The following is an 18,810-nucleotide window of genomic DNA, read 5'->3' as shown; positions in this document are numbered from 1 at the left end:
ATAAACTGATAATGTGTTATTCTACGTAAAATAGTCGCGCTAGTACGAGGATACGACAATCTTCTGCCCAATGATCCAGATAGAGTACATAATAGGTTTCGACAAATCGTTGGGGAGGAAGCAAATGGACGCAAGGTTAAAAAACCCTTTGACGAGAATGAACGTAAGGCAACAGTTAATTTTGTTGTTTCTAATATTGGTAAGTCCGGTGTTTATATTGAATTGGTACGCCAACACGAAAGCCGAGGAAATTCTGAAGGAACACGTGACGAGCGCCTACGAAGAGCTGAACAAACAAAACCATTTCCTGATCAACAGGGATATCGACACGATCAGCCGGATTATGACGACGATCATCCAGAACCCGATTACGCAAAGCATGACCAGCGATGATAAGGACGTGCAATTCGACCGCGTCGTGAAATACGGGGAAGTGAATACTCTGCTCGGCAACAATTCCGTTGGCTTATTCGGCGGGGAAGCGATCTACTATTTCCTATTCGTATATGATCCGAACAATAGCTATCCTTTCGCGCCTTCGATTCCGGATATTAACCGGCGGAATAACGGTTCATCCGTTTTCTTCTTCTCGGACGAGACGAAAACCCCGTGGATTAAGGCGGCGCTTGAGGCCAAAGGAAAAGGCGTTCTGACGTTGATCGACAATTTCGGCCCGAAGGGAGATCAACAAACGCTCGCTTATCTCCGCACGGTCAACAGCGTCACGAACGGCAGAAGCATCGTCGGCGTACTCGTAGCTACGAAGATGGACAAGAAGATCGAAGAGTCTTTCAGCACGGTTTCCTTACCGGTAGGCGGACAAATCTACTTGACCGATTGGTCCGACAGGGTGCTCGCGACGACAACCGAGGATATGGGGCGAACGTTGAAGCTGCCGCACGGGTTGAACACGAATGATTCGATGGACGAGACGTTTAGCGCGGTTTCGGATGATTACATCTACGTTATCCATACGAAATACTCTTTGAATCAGAAGCTCGTCTACAGGATTCCTACGAAATCGCTTCTCCAGCAGCAAAGCGCTTTGAAACAAGTTATCCAGACGATTTCGATCGTCTATTCTTTGTTCGCGATAGTCGTCATGATGTATTTTTGGCGATCGCTTATGAATCCTCTTCGCAAGCTGGCGATGTTCGCCCGATCCCATGAGCCGGGCAAGCCGTTATCGAGAGCTCCGACGAAAGAGAGAAACGACGAGGTTGGGGTTCTGATCTATTCCGTCCATAATATGGCCAACCGGATCAATGACATGATTCACGAGCAATATGTCATGGAAATTAAGCAGAAGGAGTCCCAATTACAGCTTCTCTATCAACAAATCAATCCTCATTTGCTGTACAACACGCTGGAAAGCATCTATTGGAAAAGTTCGTTGGAAGGGAATACGGGGTCGGCCGAGATGATCAAGGAACTATCGAAGCTCATGAGGATCAGCTTGAGCCGGGGCAGAGAACTGATCACGATCGAGGAAGAGCTCGAACACGCCATGGCTTATACGAGCTTGCAGCAAAAACGGTACGAATACGGCTTCAGCATTCGCTGGAGCATCGGGGAAGAGGTTACTTCTTACTTGATTCCTAAGATTACGCTGCAGCCGTTAATCGAGAACGCGATTATCCATGGGGTAATCAATATGGGCGAAGACGGGGAAATTATCGTTTCCGCCCATTCCGAAGAGGAGAATGTCATCATTGCCGTCGAAGATAACGGATATAAAGAAACCGACTACGCCGCCATTAACCGATTGCTAGTGAACGAGCCTTCGGAGACGACGAGCGGATATGGAATCAAGAACGTGAACAAGCGAATCCAACTGCATTTCGGCAAAGGATACGGCTTGCATTACGAACCTCGCGAGCCGGAAGGCACGAAAGTGATCGTCTTGATTCCCAAACGAACAAGCGCCGACCAGCAAGATTAACTTCACGAAACGGAGGACTTATCGCTATGTACAATATTCTGATCGTGGATGACGAGCCGCTTATCTGCCGGGGATTAGCTAGCCTGCTTCAAACGTCGGGGCTTAACATCCAAAATATTTATACCGCGCACAACGGTTACGAAGCATTGGATTATTTGAAAATGGAAACGATCGATTTGTTGATTACGGATATTCAAATGGGAGCAATGAGCGGAATCGAATTGATGCAACAGGCGAAAATCATAAAGCCGTGGGTACAGGTGATCGTCATATCCGCCCACGAGACGTTTCAGTATGCTCAGCTCGCGATGAGACTGGGTGCGCGCGATTATTTGATCAAGCCGATTAACAGCGAGCAATTGCTGAATTCCGTTCGTCACGTTCTGTTGCATATGGATCGCCCCGTGCAGGATCAGGCGGAATTATTTTCGAGCCTCCGCGAACATTTTCGAATGGATCAGCCTCAACCGCAAAGAACCGAAATGTTGAATCGGATGCTCTCCGAAGACCCTTCGGGATCTACTCCGGACATGGCGAAGCTGGAGCAACAAAACGGAATCTCTCTGCGAGGGCCTTATTTCGCGATGATCAAGATCCGCTTGGACTTGAGCTCTAGCGCGAAAGGAGCGGTAATCGAAGAGAAGGATGCAAAGTTGCTGCAATATGCCGTATTGAACATCGTTAACGAGCTGCTGGACAAGGAATGGGATCATCTTTCGTTCTATTCCTCCAACCTAGACGTCAGCATGATCATCCAATGGGACGAAGCGAGGTACGGAGATTCCAGCGTCGATAAAATTAATCAGCTTGAAATGATCGGGCGCAGCCTGCATTTTAACGTTCATAAGTTTCTTGGATTTCAGTGCGTCGTCGGGATTAGCCAGATTCTGAAAGGCCGCGAATTTCTATCCGAATTGAACGATCAAGTCAATAAAGCGATCGTATGGAATCGGGAGCACAAGGATCACCATGTGTTCTATTACGGCGATTTCAAATGGGAGACGTATACGGAGGATCCGACCGAAGAGGAGTTGGCCGCCCAGAACAATCTTATCGTAGAGCGGGCTCATGAATATATTCATGCCAACTATGCGCAGAAAGGACTTACGCTGAACGAGGTTGCCCAGAAGAATCATGTCAGCCCCAACTATCTCAGCTATCTTTTCAAGAAAAACAAAGGCATTAATCTATGGGAATACGTCATTAAGCTGCGTATGGAAGAGAGCAAGCGGCTTATCCAGAATACCGATTTGCGACGTTACGAAATATCGGAGAGAGTGGGTTATGAATCCCCTGAGCATTTCAGCAAAATATTCAAAAAATACTTCGGGATGAGCCCGAGCGAAATGAAGAAGTAAGATTGCCTATGATCCCAATAGATACGCACATGTTCACTTCGCTCTCCTTTTTCTACAATAGTACTTATTGATAGATAATAAGGAATGAGGGAGACCCAATGAACCAAACAAGCGCTGTTCCAATACGTCCCTTGGAATCCCAAACCAAGCGACCTCCCACAAAGTGGAAAAAACACATCTGGGGCTATTTGTTCCTACTTCCCGCGGTAGCCATCTTCTTCACGTTCTTATGGATGCCGATCGGCAAAGGGATCATCTTCAGCTTCTTCCACATCGATTTTGTCAAAGGGGATTCTTTCGTAGGCTGGGCTAATTATTCCAAGGTATTCAAAGATCCGGAAGTGACCATCTCGGTCAAAAACACGCTGTATTACATGGGGCTCGGGGTGGTAATCGGCTTCTGGGTACCGATTCTTTTCGCTATTGCGATCTCGGAAATGAGAAGGTTCCAAGGCTTCGCCAGAATTGCGGCCTACTTGCCATACGTCGTTCCAGTCGTCGTCTTGTACAGTTTGTGGAGATGGCTGTATGACCCGGTTGGCCCGATTAACAGAGTCATCACGAAGCTTGGTTTCGATTCCGTATTGTTCCTGACGGACAAGGCATGGTCCATGATCTCCATCGTCTTCATGGAAACGTGGCAAACCTTCGGATCCGCTATGCTGATCTACTTGGCGGCCGTCCTCAGCATTCCTCGCGATTGGTACGAAGCGGCGGAAATCGACGGTGCCGGCATATGGAAGAGAATTCGCCATATCACGCTCCCGGCTATTAAGAACCAGATCGTATTATTGTTCCTGCTGCAGTTAATAGCGACGTCTCAAGGCTTCCAAACGCAGTACGCGTTATTGGACGGAGGCCCTAACAACGCAACGCTGACTTATGCCTTGCTTGTCCAGAGATATGCCTTCACGCGGCAAGATTACGGAACGGCTTCCGCGCTTGGCGTATTGATGTTCCTAGTGCTTGGATTACTGGCCGTAATCCAGTACCGGATGTCCAACAAGGGGGAGGCATAAGCTTTGAAAACAACAGACAGAGGAATTCTATCGAATTACGACTTGAAGAAGCCGGGTAACAAAATCGTATACTACCTCATGACCCTTATTGTGCTCGTCATGGTGTGTTCGATGCTATACCCGATGATCATCATTTTCTTCAACGGGGTTAAGCTCAATACGGAAGTTAATTCCTTTCCGCCGACGTTCCTGCCTTCGGAATGGCATTTCGAAAATTATCATAAAGCTTGGATCTACATCAAGCTGCCGCTCTTCGTCCGAAATACGTTATACATTTTCGCCGGTAACATGGCCATGACGATTCTCGTCGTCGGATTCGCGGCATTCAGCTTGTCTAAGATGAACGTGCCATATAAGAAGGTCATTCAGTACTTCTTCTTGTTGACCTTATTCATTCCGCCTACGACCTACATCATTCCGAATTTCATCAATTTACGCGATCTCGGACTCATGAATACGTTCTGGGCACTATGGCTGCCGGCTGGCGCGAACGCTTTCTATCTGTTATTGCTAAAGTCGTTCTTCGATGGAATCAACATAGAAATGTTCGAATCGGGAAGAATCGACGGGGCTTCCGAGCCGAGACTGTTTTTCCAAATTGCTTTCCCGTTGTCGATTCCGATCTTCGCGACGCTAGCTATTTTCGTGTTCTCCACGGCATGGAACGACTGGTATTGGCCGCAGCTCATTCTTTCCAGCGACCAACGATATCCGCTAGCGACAGCCATTTATAAGTACGTAGTTAATGTTAGAAGACTGGACCTCAACTTGAAGTTCGCGATCCTTTCGATGATTACTTTCCCGCCTGTTCTCGTCTTTTTATTCTTCCAGAAATACATCGTTCGAGGACTGCATTTAGGTGGAGTTAAGGGATAATGTCCAAAATCAGCATGCGTAAATCTGCACACAATCGAAATAGGAATACACATCGTCAGGGTGAATGCGCCTCCATTATGATGAGCGTGTAAGCAAAACAATCAAAACGAAAAGGGGATTTCCAACAATGCGTAAGATTTCAACGGTTATCGCTTGTCTTCTCGTATTCAGCTTAGTACTAGCTGCTTGCGGCGGCAAGAACAACAACGCTTCGCCTTCATCGACATCAGCAAGCACCCCTGCCGATACTTCCTCGGCGCCGGCATCCGAGAGCGCTGAGGCTCCCGCGGTAGACCCGACGCAGATCAAAGCGACGATCAGCATTTATTATCCGACTCCCGATCAAGTCGAGAAACGGGCACTGGAAGATGACAGAATCAAACGTTTCAACGAAGTTTACCCTAACGTTGAAATCGTGAAGAGCGACTGGCAGTACAATCCGAACGAAATCGGAATCAAAATGGGAGCGAACGAAGCACCGACGCTCTTCAACACTTACGCAACGGAAGGTAAGTTCCTTGCCGAGAAAGGCTGGGCAGCCGACATTACCGAGCTGTTCAACTCTTACGACAAGAAGGATCAATTGAACCCGATCTTGCTCAACCAATTCAACATCGACGGCAAAATCTACGGGATTCCGCAACAAGGTTACGTAGTGGGTACCGTTGTGAACACTAAAATGCTTACCGATAAAGGCGTTGCGGTTCCTCCGTTAGACTGGACTTGGGATGACATGCTGAATACCGCTAAAGCGGTTGCCGATCCAGGCAAAGGGATTTCCGGTATCGCTCCAATGGGTAAAGGCAACGAAGCCGGCTGGAACTGGACGAACTTCCTGTTCGAAGCAGGCGGCGAAATCCAGAAGGTTGAAGGCGGCAAAGTTACGGCGGCATTCAACTCCGAAGCCGGCCTTAAAGCTCTTGAGTTCTACAGCAAGCTGAAAGAAGCAAACGTCATTCCGGCTGACTGGGCATTAGGATGGGGAGATGCGGTCGGCGCGTTCGCCCAAGGAAGAACGGCAATGGTTATCGCCGGTCCGGACGGTCCGATTGACCAAGGGCTGAACCAAGGCGGCATGCAGCCGAAAGATTTGGTCGTCTATCCGATGCCGGTAGCGGCAGCTGGCGGCAAGCATACAGGCGTACTTGGCGGAGACTTCCTCGTCATCAACCCGAACGCAACGAAAGAAGAACAGCAAATGGCGTTCCAATACGCGGTATTCGATTACTTCACGGACAAAGGGTTGGAGTCGATCGAAGTCAACATCAAAGCGCGTAAAGACGAGAAGAAATTTTTCGTACCGCCGGTTATCCAATACTTCGCACAAGATTCCGAGTACGGCCAGAAAATGAAAGCCGTATACGATAAATACGACAACGTATATCAATACAGCAACGAGTTGATGGGATTGCTGGACGGTAAGCCGGAAGCGCAATTTAATACGCAAGAGTACTATGCGGCGATGACGAACGTCATTCAAGAAGTATTCTCCAAAAAAGGCGTAGACCTTAAAGCGCAGCTCGACGCGGCAGCGAAAACCGTACAAGAGAAATTCTACAATCAAATCAAAGTAGAATAGTTGGAAAGAGGGTTGCCTAGGCGAACGAAAGTTTGCAAGGGGCAACCCTCTAATCTATCAAAGGAGAACTTACGACATGCTAACTAGCGAAGCGATTTTGCCGGACAAACCGAACGACCATAAGGAAACGACGTTATCGACCTCGATCGGTCGAATTCATAAGACGGACATCGGCGAAGGAAGCGTCATCTTGCGCGGGGAATACGCGAATGTGATCTTTCTTTTCGTTAACGATCAGACGCTTAGAATGAAGCTTTTTTTCGGAGACGAGCCCGACTTGCGTGCGACTCCCGCCATCGTAGAACAGACGGCGCTTACGGCACTAAAAGTCGAAGAGACGGACGGCCATATCGTCATCTCAACTCCAGCTCTTCATGCGGTCATAAATCCGCTTAAATTCTCGTTGCGCCTATTCGATCAGGAAGGTCGTCTGCTGTTAGAGGAGAAGGAAATCGCGTGGGACGAGAAGACGAAGATTCAATTCGCAGCGGCTAAAACAAGCGAATCTCATATTTACGGTCTAGGGGAGAAAACCGGATTCCTCGATAAGAACGGCGAACGTTACGAGATGTGGAACAGCGACGTTTACGAGCCTCATGTGCAAGATACGGATGCCTTATATCAATCGATTCCTTTCTTGATTCACTATGAATACGGGAAACCCGCCTATGGCTTGCTGCTCGATAACCCCGGCAGAACCGTCTTCGACATGCGGACGCATGAGGATCGTTATACCGTCGGCATCAACAGCGGCGAGCTTGATCTGTATTTTTTTAACGGACCATCGATTAAAGACGTCGTGAAGCATCTTACAGACGTGACTGGAAAAACGTACATGCCGCCGATGTGGGCGATCGGATATCAGCAGTCGAGGTACAGCTACATGAACCAAGAGGAAGTGCTGGACATCGCCAGGACCTTCCGGAAGAAAGGAATACCGTGCGACGTTCTTTATCTCGACATTCATTACATGGACGAATACAGAGTGTTCACTTGGGATGCCAAGCGTTTCCCTAAACCGATGGAAATGATGGCCGAGCTGAAGGAGCTCGGTTTCGAACTCGTGCCGATCGTCGATCCGGGCGTGAAAAAAGACCCGAAATATCCGGTATACGCGGAAGGCGTGAAGAACGGGTATTTCTGCCGCAAGCTCGAAGGAGATATCTTCATCGGGAAAGTATGGCCGGGACTAAGCGCGTTCCCGGATTTCACGGACGATGCCGCGGCGGAGTGGTGGGGAGATCAACACCGATTCTATATTAAGCAAGGCATTAACGGAATCTGGAACGACATGAACGAGCCTTCCGTGTTCAACGAAACGACGAAGACGATGGACCTCGACGTCGTTCACGGCAACAACGGCAATGCGAAAACCCACGAAGAGTGGCATAATCTCTACGGTTTCTTAATGTCCAAAGCGACTTTCGAAGGCATGAAGCGTGGATTGTCCGGCGACCGTCCTTTCATCCTCACGCGGGCAGGTTACGCGGGCATCCAACGTTACGCAACTGTATGGACGGGCGACAACCGCAGCTTCTGGGAGCATATGGCACTAAGCATTCCGATGGTCTTGAACCTCGGAATGTCGGGAATCGCCTTCGCGGGTCCCGATGTCGGCGGCTTCTCGCATCACGCATCCGGCGAATTGGTAGCCCGGTGGACGCAGATGGGGGCTTTCTTCCCTTTCTTCCGCAATCACACGATGATCGACTCCCGCCGCCAGGAACCTTGGATGTTCGGGGAACAAGTCGAAGAAATCTGCCGGGAATATATCGGATTACGTTACCGGTTAATGCCTTACATGTATTCACTCTTCTATGAAGCTCATAAGACCGGCGTGCCGATCTTGCGCTCTATGATCATGGAATACCCGGACGATCGCGACGTCTATAACCTATGCGATCAGTTCTTATTCGGATCTAGTATTCTAGTGGCTCCCATCTACCGGCCGGGCGTCAAATCCAGATCGGTGTATTTACCTGAGGGAGTATGGTACGACTATTGGACAGGAGAGAAATTCGAAGGAGGACGATCGGTGCTTGCCGCCGCTCCGCTCGAAACGATGCCCCTCTATGTGAAAGCGGGCGCCATTATCCCGGAACAAGCGCTTCGGCAATCGACCGGACAGGTCACGGAGGAGCCGTCTCGGATCCGATTCTACGTCGGAGCGAGCGAAGCGGGCGAATCCCTGTTCGCGCAATACGAGGACGACGGGCGCACTTATGCCTTTGAGAACGGCAAGTATCGTCTAAGGGAGTGGAGTTCGCGGGAATCGGAAGCTGACGGCTTGCGGATCGCTTGCGATTACGTGCACGATGGCTTGGAAAGCTCTCAAGCTCTCTACTTGACGGTTGGCCCGCTGGAAGCTAAGCCCGAAGAGATGAGCTCGACCGGCGGAGTGGAAGTGGATACGTGGAGCTACGACGGGGAGAAGCGGGAACTGCAAGTTAAAATAACGGCCAACCAATCCTTCGAATTACGAATCCGGTTATAGGGAGAGAGATGCGGCAATGCGCGTATGGCAATCGAAAGCATCATGGATCTCGATCGCGATCATTGTTATCCTGCTAGCGGCGGCGTACTTTTTCTTCTTTTCGCCCTTTAACGCTAAAGCTAGCTTTAAAGAGAAAGAAGGGTTGCTCGTTGTCGGCAGAGGAGATTACGAGATCGCTTTTCGCGCCGACAATGGCGCGATCGCGTACGTTAAGAACAAAGATTCCGCTAACAATATTGCGCTGGGCAATCGGGAGAACGCGTTATGGTGGGCTTTCCTCCAAGACGACTCTTCTACGAACGGTAAGAAAGCGGAAGCTTTTTCCTACGATTGGAACGCACGAAAGGGCGAACTGCGGTTGCACTACGGCGGACAAGTAAAGGTTGACGTGATCGCCCGTTTCGAAGACGGCAAGAGGATCACCTTGAACGCGGAGGTAGACAACCAATCGGACAAAGCGATTAAATCTTTCCGGTTCCCTTACGAGCTGAAGGTGAACTCCGCGGACGTGAAAGACGGCTTATTGCCGATGCTTCCCGGCGCTAAGCTTAGGGATACTTTTTTCAAGGAAAGCAATTCCTTTCAGGATCAATACCCGGGCGTTATGTTTGCCTCCTATCTCGGATTGCGGACGACCGGCGGTAACATGGCGATATACGATCTGACCGGGGATATCGTCGCCATGACGGACATCGGTTTCAAGAGCCAGGTGGATGATGCGGGCAAGACGGGAATCGTTCATAACTACAAAACATGGATCGATCCGAAAAAACGGTGGAGCAGTCCATCCATCGTACTCGAGATCGGGGACTACGAAGCAACGGCAGCGAGTTATCGAGAACTGAACAACATAGACGAATATCGATCGTTGTCCGACAAGCTGGGCAAAGAGAAGCAGTCCTATTTCGAAATGCCGTTCTACAAAACGGATATTTCCGCAATCAAGGACGGCAGTTGGAGCAAACTGACCCGCGACTTTGTAGACAAAATGAACTATAACGGCGTCGTTCATCTCGTAGGTTTCCAGAAGGGCGGACATGACGAGAATTATCCGGACTTCTATCCGCCGGATCCGGCATGGGGCGGGGAACCGGCATTCCTGGCGTTCATGCAAGCGGCGAAGGACAAAGGGAATCGCGTCGTACCTTACACGAACATGAGCTGGTGGGGAAACCATTCCCCGACGCTGGCAAAGCTGCCATCCGGAACGACAATGGAAGATCTGATCGTGACAAAGGAAAATAATGCGATCATGAAAGAGGATTACGGCAGCCATAGCGGTTACGTGGTAAATACCGGACATCCGTTCTTCCAGCAACGGACGGCGGAGGAGCATAAGAAGCTGACGGAGCAGGCCGGTTTCGACGGGATATTCGAAGATCAGTGGGGCATACGCAATTCTCCTTATGTGTTCAACAAGACGATACCTGAAGGAACGGATCCATCGACGGCGTATTTCCAAGGCGTAAGGAAGTACTTCGATTCTTTGGATCACAACATGTACATGGAAGACGGAACGGACGTCCTAGCGGACGACGCGGTCGGCTTCATGGGTTCGACTTACCTGTGGGATCAGCTTGGTTATCGCAAGAATACGGCCTCCTATACGGATTACTACCCTCTGTCGGGTATGATTCTGCGCGACAAGGTGATGCAGTATCATCATGATCTGGCGGCGGAAACGATGACGGACGATCAAGACATGCTCCGATGGAATTTGGCTATGGGCTACAATCTAAGCGCCGATTTCTTCAATGGCGTCGGCAACCCATGGATAGACGCGGTCGGCGTATTCCAAAAGTACGTTCTGTCGCAGTACGTAGACTCGCTTGTTGAGAGCTTCGAGCAAGTGACGCCGAACGTCACGCGGACGGATTTCGGCAACTATGCGGTTACGGCGAACTGGAGCAAAGACGAAGATTACGCTCTGGATGGAGACGTGTCGCTTGCTCCGGGAGGTTACGACGTCAAGGCCGACGACGGCAATCGCCGAGCAGGCAACTACTCGCGGTTGAACGGATTAGATCTTGACGCCGGCGCTCATCATCTGGTCGAAGTGAGAGATGAGAACTCCGTGCGCGTCTATCAACCTATCGGCTCGGATACGACCCTTAAGATTCGTAAGGGAAAAGATTGGCCGCACGTCGCCGCGATAGCGTATCAGGCGAATGGAACGAAAATCGCCGAGCTCCCGGTCAAAGATGAGGGCCAATATGCGATTTTCGACTACGTGGCATTGATCAAAGAGCAGAAAGTCGGTTACGTTGAGCTCAAATCGTCTAAGGAAGCTAGCAAAGCTACGGAAGCTTTCGAGAAGATCAAAGAACAGGTTAATGTAGCGTTGGGACAAAAGGTATTCTCGACTTCCAATACGGCGGAGGCGTTTCCCGCGGAATTGTCCGTAGACGGCGATCCGTATACGTATTGGGAGAGTACGGCCAAGAAATTTCCTCAATCTCTAACGCTCGAACTCGGCGAGCAGAAGCCGGTCGCGATGTTGATTCTTAAGTTGCCTCCGCAGGATGCCTGGGAATCGAGGGATCAAGAAATCGAAGTGCTCGTCAGCTTGGACGGAAAGTCGTTTACGTCGATATTGGCGCCGAAACGGTATACTTTCGATCCGAAAAACGCCAACGTAGTGGAGATTCCGCTGGAAGGCGTGACGACGAAATTCGTTCGGTTGACGATTACCGGAAACACGGCATGGCCAGCCGCGCAAATCGCGGAGTTTGAAGCATATTGACGCAGGATGAGGAAGGCTGTCGCGTATTGTCGCGACAGCCTTTTTCGCGCTTTAGAAGTCGTAAGATAACGCCTATTTCTTTTAATAATACACATCGTTTGGTAAGCGTTTCCACTCTATGATGGAATAGCATGCGTTGACATTTTATTGGGAGGATTGTTATGGCGCGGGTTAAAGTGTGGTCGATCTTAATGCTGGCGGTGCTGTTGATCGGGTCTGCGTTCCCGGTTTATGCGGACGAGCCATCGGGTGGAGCTTCGATAGGGGATTCAGGTTCCTATGTGAGGTTGAAAAACAGGTGGCAAAACAACTATTTGTACGAAGGGACCGACGGCACGGTCAGATACGGGGCTGCCAGCGGCGATGATCGAAGTTCGCATTGGCAGCTAGAAACAATCGGCGGATTTCAGCGGTTGAAAAACCGCTCAACGGGCCATTATGTTTCGATGACACCGGGTATGCAACGGACCGATCCGCTTAAAAGCATCGCCGTTGCGCAAAGCACGGTAGACGACCAGTGGATCGTGGAGGAAACGACCAACCGTCCAGGCTATTATATTATCAAGAATGCCCGCGATGCCTCCGCGAATTACGTCATTCATGAGGAGAACCAGCTCGGTTACGCGCAGGTTAGCAACGACATCAACGTTACGTTCGAGAGTCCGCAGTGGGCGTTCGAGCCGGTCGAAGACTCCGTTCCGGTTCGGCTTGCCAATCAGTTCAAGGCCGGGCAATATTTGCTTGAGGATGCTGAAGGAAACGTGAAATACGGAGAACCGTCGGCAACGGACAGAACGTCCCATTGGTATTTGGACGTTCAATCCAATCCCCAAGGAGGCTCGAAGACGGTCATCATCCGCAATCGCGCCAGCGGCCACGTCATTACCCAAGGGATAGATTGGGCACCGATCAAAGCGCTTCCCATAGATGCCTCAAATCTCGCCAAGAGCGAATGGGTCATGGCGGAGAATGCGGATCCTTCATTCTTCTACTTCAAGAACGTCGAAGCGATGCAAGCGTCGCCTTCCTTGACCTATGTGCTGAATACGCAATTCCCGGATGACACGAACGCAAGATCGAATAACTGGGCACAGCCGGAATGGGGCAGCTCGTTATGGAGAGTAGAAGCGGCACCGGATACGGCGCCCCGCCGAATCGTCAACTTTACGCTCGACGACGTAGGGGATAAATACCTCTATGAACAGAACGGGATCGTCAAATACGGCCCATTGGATAACAGCAAGGCCGTGGCGTCATCGTACTTATGGTTTACCGAAGATTTCGACGGAGCCAAAAGAATTCGTAATCTCTCTACTGGCCATTATGTGACCAATCAGAACCTCGTGAACGATACGGATCCGCTAGGAGCAGTCGCGAACCCTAACGGCTCAGGTTCGGATCGATGGTTCGTTAAGCCTTCAATGGAATATGACGATTACGTGTCGGTTCAAAGCGCGGTATATTCAGATCATTATTTGAATGTCGCGAATTTGACGGGAGCAGCGCAGGCTAGCGTCGTCGATCCGAATTCCAACCCGGCGCAGTGGCTATTCGAGGATCCTGCGTTCGTAACGGATGGAAGCCCGGTTTACGTTCGGATTCAGAATGAGTGGCAGCCGTTCGTTCTCTATGAGGATATGGAGGGCAAGCTGAAATACGGGAACGCGGCATTGGATGATCAAAGAGCGCAGTGGGTCGTCGAAAGATTCGAAGGGCGCAAACGAATCAAGAATCGAGCGACGGGCCATTACGTGAACATGGAATCGGTGTCCGGCGGCCGCATTAACGTCAGTGCCGTCGAGGACGATTGGAGAAGCGCCGTATGGGTCATTGAGGATTTGGGCGGCGTGAAGCTCATTCATAGCGTTCTGGACAAAAATGACGTCCCGGGCCAGCAAAAATACATCAACCTGCAAAATTTAACCAAATACGCCGAGTACAGCGCGATTAACCCTGGATGGGGAAGCCCGAGATGGCGTTTCTCCATCGTGAAGGACTCTGAGCCGACGGCTTTCCGGTTCAAGAACAAGCTGACGGGACAGTACTTGTACGAGAATTATTCCGGCGGGGACTCCGGGGAGCTTCTGTTCAGGGATGCAGACGCTGACGATCTGTCCTCGGTCTGGATCAAAGAGGACACGGGCGACGGCGTAGGTACGTATAGGCTCAAAAACAGGAAGAGCGGCAATTACGTTTCCATGGAACATTTCGCGGCAGGCGGACATGAGACGGAAGAAAGCCCAGACGTACCGCTTCAGACGCTTAAGCAAATCTATCCGTCATGGGGTAGCGTAAAGTGGTATGTCAGCGCGGCTCCGGCCGCTGGCTACACCGTTATCCGCAGCGGCTGGACAGGCGAGCATTATTGGTATGCAGATGGCTCAGGAGCTCTTAAAGTGAGTAAAAACATCTCGGCGGAGGATAAGGCCCAATTCATAGCGGAACCCGCAACGGTTCCGGCAGCTCCGATACCGACGGATGAAATCCGCATCAAAAGCGTATCGAGCGGAATGTACTTGTACGAGAATGCCAAAGGTGTCGTCATGTACGGCCACCCGGCCGACAATAACGGCTACTCCCATTGGAAGATCGAGACGATCGACGGGTATCAGCGGCTCGTTAACCGGGTAACCGGCCACGCGATCAAAGCAAGCTTGGCTAGCCGGGTAATCGAAAGCATGCCTCTCGCGGACTCGTCCGATCCTGCTTATCGTTGGGCGGTCGAGCATTCCCCGGATGGATTGAACTACGTCATCCGCAACCTTAAAGCGGGAATCGACGACGAATTGATTAATGTTCAAGGCGGAGCGGGATACGCGGAAAGGGGTTTGTATCCGATTAACTTCGGTTCGGTCCAGTGGACGCTGGAACTTGCGCCCGCCGAGTTTGAAGCGCCTTCTTGGGAAGAAGGCAGGAATACGGTTACGGCAACGCCGCTCCAGAGCGATACGAACGTTGTCCGTATTGTCTCCCATTCTCATTCCGCCGCTGGAAGCAAAGTGTTGGTCGAGAGCGGGGGCAAACTTCTGCTCGATTCCGCCAGTAGGCAGGATCCGGCAACGCAGTGGCTCGTGAAGGATTTTAACGGACGCAAGCTGATCGAGAACGTCGGAACGGGGCGGTTAGCCACGATCGGAGATACATCAGGCGGAACTCTTAACGATCAGTGGACGATCGAGGACCGTTTGGGTTACAAGCTGCTAAGCAACGCCTCTCAGAACGGGGGCAAGCTGTTAGCTCTCGCATCCGGCGTCGCGCTTGGCGATGCCGGCAATGCTGCAGATTCGTTGTGGACTTTGGAACCGGTCGTTTCCGACGTCAAATACGAAGCCGAGGACGCTTTCGTTACGGGCGGAGTTCGGAATGGAAACACCGGAACCGGGTATTCGGGCAGCGGATATGCGGAAGGATTCGTTACGAATAAGAGCAAGATCAGCTTCGCCGTTCATGCTCAATCCGCAGGCAACTACGAGACGGTAATCCGTTATCGTAACGCGGGAGCGCCGCAGACGTTGAACGTTCTCGTTAACGGCTATTCGCTAGCGCCGATCTTGTTATCGACGACAAGCGGTTGGACGAATATCGTCTTGAACGCGGAGCTGCGATCGGGCATGAATTCGCTTACTTTGCAGGGCACATCGCAGAGCGAAACTCAAATCGCGATTGATTATGCGATTATTAAATCAAGCGTGAACAAGCAATATCGAGGAGCTACTGTTCCTTATACGACCTATGAAGCGGAGCATGCTTCGACGAACGCGGAAGTCATAGGTCCTTCCAGGACGTATTTGGAAGTGGCATCGGAGGCGTCCGGCAGGCAAGCAGTTAAGCTTGAAGAGACAGGCGAATACGTGGAATTCACGCTAGCGAAGCCGGCAAATTCCATCGTGCTGAGATATTCCATACCGGACAGCGCGGACGGAGCGGGGTTGCAGGCCGATCTTGCGCTTTACGTGAACGGGGCGTTCAAGCAAAATTTAAGCTTGACCTCCAAACATGCGTGGGAATACGGCAGCTATCCTTGGTCGAACGATCCGAATCAAGGCAGCGGGCACCGCTTCTTCGATGAAATTCATGCGTTGATAGGCGATGTGCCTGCCGGAGCCAAGATTAGGCTGCAGAAGGACGCGTCCAGCACGGCGGACTATTACATTATCGACTTAGCGGATATGGAGCAGGTGGCCGATCCTTATGAGCAGCCGGCGCAATTTATATCAATTGCAGAATTCGGGGCGGTTGCGAATGACGGTATCGATGATACGGCGGCGTTCGTAGCGGCGATGGCGGCTGCCAAAGCGCAGGGCAAAGGGCTATGGATTCCTCGCGGGGAATTCGAGACGGGCGGACAATTGCTCTATCTCGACGGGATTACGATCCGCGGAGCGGGCATGTGGTACACGACGCTTAAAGGCGCGAAGTTCTTCGGCAAAGGCGCGAATATTCAAGTGTACGACTTGCTGATCGACGGCGATCTGAACGTTCGCGACGACGAAGCGAGCACGCATGCGTTCGAAGGCGCGTTCGGGCTAGGTTCCGTCATTCAGAACGTGTGGGTGGAGCATTCCAAAACCGGGTTATGGCTCACTAAGCCCAAGACGAGCGACGAGTTGACGCAAGGCCTCTATATGATGGGGCTTCGCTTGAGAAACCTGATGGCGGACGGAATCAATTTCTGCGTCGGTACAAGCGATAGCCTAATGGAGCAATCGGATATCCGTTATCCGGGAGACGACGGAATCGCGATGTGGTCCACCGGCGGAATGGCCAGCACGAACAACACGGCGAGATTTAATACCGTATCGTTGCCTTGGCTTGCGGATAACATCGTCGTTTTCGGTGGACGGGATAACAAAATCCAAGATAACATTGCCGTCGATACGATCATTAACGGAGCGGGCATCGCGGTATCCACCCGGTTTAATCCCGTTCCTTTCTCCGGAACGACGCTCGTGGAGCGTAATACGTTAATTCGGACCGGCAGCTTCGATTCCGGTTATGGACTGAACCTCGGGGCGATCTGGTTATTCGCCAGCGACAAGGATTTGAACGGCAATATTATCGTTCGGGACAACTTGGCGCTGGATAGCACGAATAGCGGCGTATTCGCTCATGGGACGTTTAACATGGATAACGTCTTGCTGCAGAACGTCGTAGTGGACGGGACCGGAACGAACGGAATCGAAGCTTCGACGGGCCTCAAAGGCAAGCTGATCTTAGATAACGTCATCGTAAGAGGCGAACGAATGGCAATGGTAGGTCCGTTGCCTGAAGGTTTTACTTTGCTCGAGCAGAACGAAGGGTTAGCTTCAATGGCTAAGCCGTTTCGCGTGCGCATGGACAATGGAAGCACGGGTCCGCTAACGTTGCGCGTCGGACAACCGGAGACGCTCCGGGTTTGGAACAAGGCCGGGCAGGACGTGACGTCGGGCGCGATCGTTCAAGTTGAACCGGCGAGCATCGCTTCGATGGGTACGCTAGGCAAGGTTAATGCCAATGCCGTAGGTCAAGCGAAAGTCACCGTTCGGGTAGGAGCGGATACACGGGTATTTACTTTGGATGTCGCGGCGAATCCGGGCACCGTAACCCCCGGCGGAGGAGGTGGCGGTGGCGGTGGAAGTGGAAGTGCTCCGGCTCCAGGCTCCGCCGCCGACAATGACAAGAAATTATCCGATGCTGCCTTACTGAATTCGAATGTCATCGTATTCGATACGGACGGAAGCAAATCTATCGGGAAGGTGCCGTTTACGGTTGCGGCGCTTAGGAAGTTTGCCGAAGCCCATTCCGAGTCGTACATCCTCGTCAAACACGGGGCTGCCAGCTACAAGTTTCCGGCTAAGCTGATCGTCCAACTGCTGAAGCAGTCCGCGATCGGAGATGAAGCGAACGCGATATGGGAATTCACCATTCGCACGCTTGATTCGGATACGGCGAGTAAGATCGTCGAGCAGGCGAAATCGCAAGGATTGAAAGTGGTCGGACAACCGATCGATTTCACCATCAAGCTCTATCGCGGAGAGACTGTTGCGGCTGAATTCCACCGTTTCGGAACGACATTCGTAGAGAGAACGATCACGTTACAAGATGTCGTCAAAGGATCGGAAGCAGCGGTATTCGTCTATGACCCTGACTCGGGAAAATTTTCTTACGTGCCGGCTCAATTCAACACGGCAAACGGTCAAACGACGGTTACGATCAAGAGTACGGGCAATAGCATCTATGTCGTTGCCGTCCATTCGAAGTCGTTCAAGGACACGAAAGGACATTGGGCGGAATCGGACATTTCGCTTCTGGCATCCAAGCTGATCCTGAACGGCATTTCGTCCGATGATTTCGCGCCAGGCCAAACGGTAACAAGGGCGGAATTCGCGGCGATGCTCGTTCGCGCGTTAGGGCTCCGGGATAAGGGGAACGATGTCGCCTTTACGGATGTCCGTTCGGAAGACTGGTTCGCGGAGTCGGTCAAGGTCGCTTCGCAGTACGGAATCGTTCAAGGCTATTCGGACCATGCTTTCCGTCCGGGCTTAACGATCACGCGTGAGCAAATGGCCGTCATGGCAGCTAGGGCGATAAGCCTTACCGAGGTAACCGACGCCGGGTCTAAAGAACATGCGAACGGGTTTAAAGATCGTGGAACGATACACGGTTGGGCGCTTGAATCGGTTAACACGGTAGTGGGGCAAGGAATCATGCAGGGCAAAACATCCGATTCCTTCGTGCCGGGCGATTTGGCGACGAGAGCGGAGGCGGCAGTCATTCTGAGCAGACTGCTTCAAGCGATGAAATTGATTTAACGGCAAGA

The 18,810-nt window shown here is 51.3% G+C and carries 8 protein-coding genes; all 8 read left to right on the top strand.

Going from position 1 to position 18,810, the window contains the following annotated elements:
• Positions 1–124 precede the first annotated feature (124 nt).
• The 8 genes from L3D05_RS17600 to L3D05_RS17565 all read left to right on the top strand — a co-directional run bounded on the left by L3D05_RS17600 (position 125) and on the right by L3D05_RS17565 (position 18,802).
• Positions 125–1,942 carry a cache domain-containing sensor histidine kinase gene (locus L3D05_RS17600; RefSeq protein ID WP_239617609.1) on the top strand — a complete coding sequence of 606 codons (1,818 nt, stop codon included), beginning with the start codon at positions 125–127 and terminating at the stop codon, positions 1,940–1,942.
• 26 nt (positions 1,943–1,968) lie between these two features.
• Positions 1,969–3,300, top strand: a complete 1,332-nt coding sequence (locus tag L3D05_RS17595; protein WP_239617608.1) for a response regulator — start codon at positions 1,969–1,971, stop codon at positions 3,298–3,300.
• Between the two features lie 98 nt (positions 3,301–3,398).
• Positions 3,399–4,319: a carbohydrate ABC transporter permease gene (locus tag L3D05_RS17590; RefSeq protein ID WP_239617607.1), complete on the top strand. Its 921-nt coding sequence runs from the start codon at positions 3,399–3,401 to the stop codon at positions 4,317–4,319.
• 3 nt (positions 4,320–4,322) lie between these two features.
• A complete protein-coding gene (locus tag L3D05_RS17585; protein WP_239617606.1) occupies positions 4,323–5,195 on the top strand; it encodes a carbohydrate ABC transporter permease in 873 nt (290 codons plus the stop codon).
• Positions 5,196–5,322: 127 nt separating this feature from the next.
• Entirely contained in the window at positions 5,323–6,774 is a 1,452-nt protein-coding gene (locus tag L3D05_RS17580) for an ABC transporter substrate-binding protein (RefSeq protein ID WP_239617605.1), read from the top strand.
• A gap of 76 nt (positions 6,775–6,850) precedes the next feature.
• Complete coding sequence (locus L3D05_RS17575; protein ID WP_239617604.1) at positions 6,851–9,268, top strand: glycoside hydrolase family 31 protein; 2,418 nt, start codon at positions 6,851–6,853, stop codon at positions 9,266–9,268.
• 16 nt (positions 9,269–9,284) lie between these two features.
• Complete coding sequence (locus tag L3D05_RS17570) at positions 9,285–12,011, top strand: discoidin domain-containing protein (protein ID WP_239617603.1); 2,727 nt, start codon at positions 9,285–9,287, stop codon at positions 12,009–12,011.
• 161 nt (positions 12,012–12,172) lie between these two features.
• Entirely contained in the window at positions 12,173–18,802 is a 6,630-nt protein-coding gene (locus L3D05_RS17565; protein ID WP_239617602.1) for an S-layer homology domain-containing protein, read from the top strand.
• Positions 18,803–18,810: the final 8 nt, after the last annotated feature.

Origin of the sequence: Cohnella mopanensis, from assembly GCF_022352055.1 — a bacterium.
Lineage (GTDB): Bacteria > Bacillota > Bacilli > Paenibacillales > Paenibacillaceae > Cohnella > Cohnella mopanensis.
Note: the sequence above shows the minus strand (reverse complement) of the source record. Positions and strands in the feature narration are given on the sequence as shown.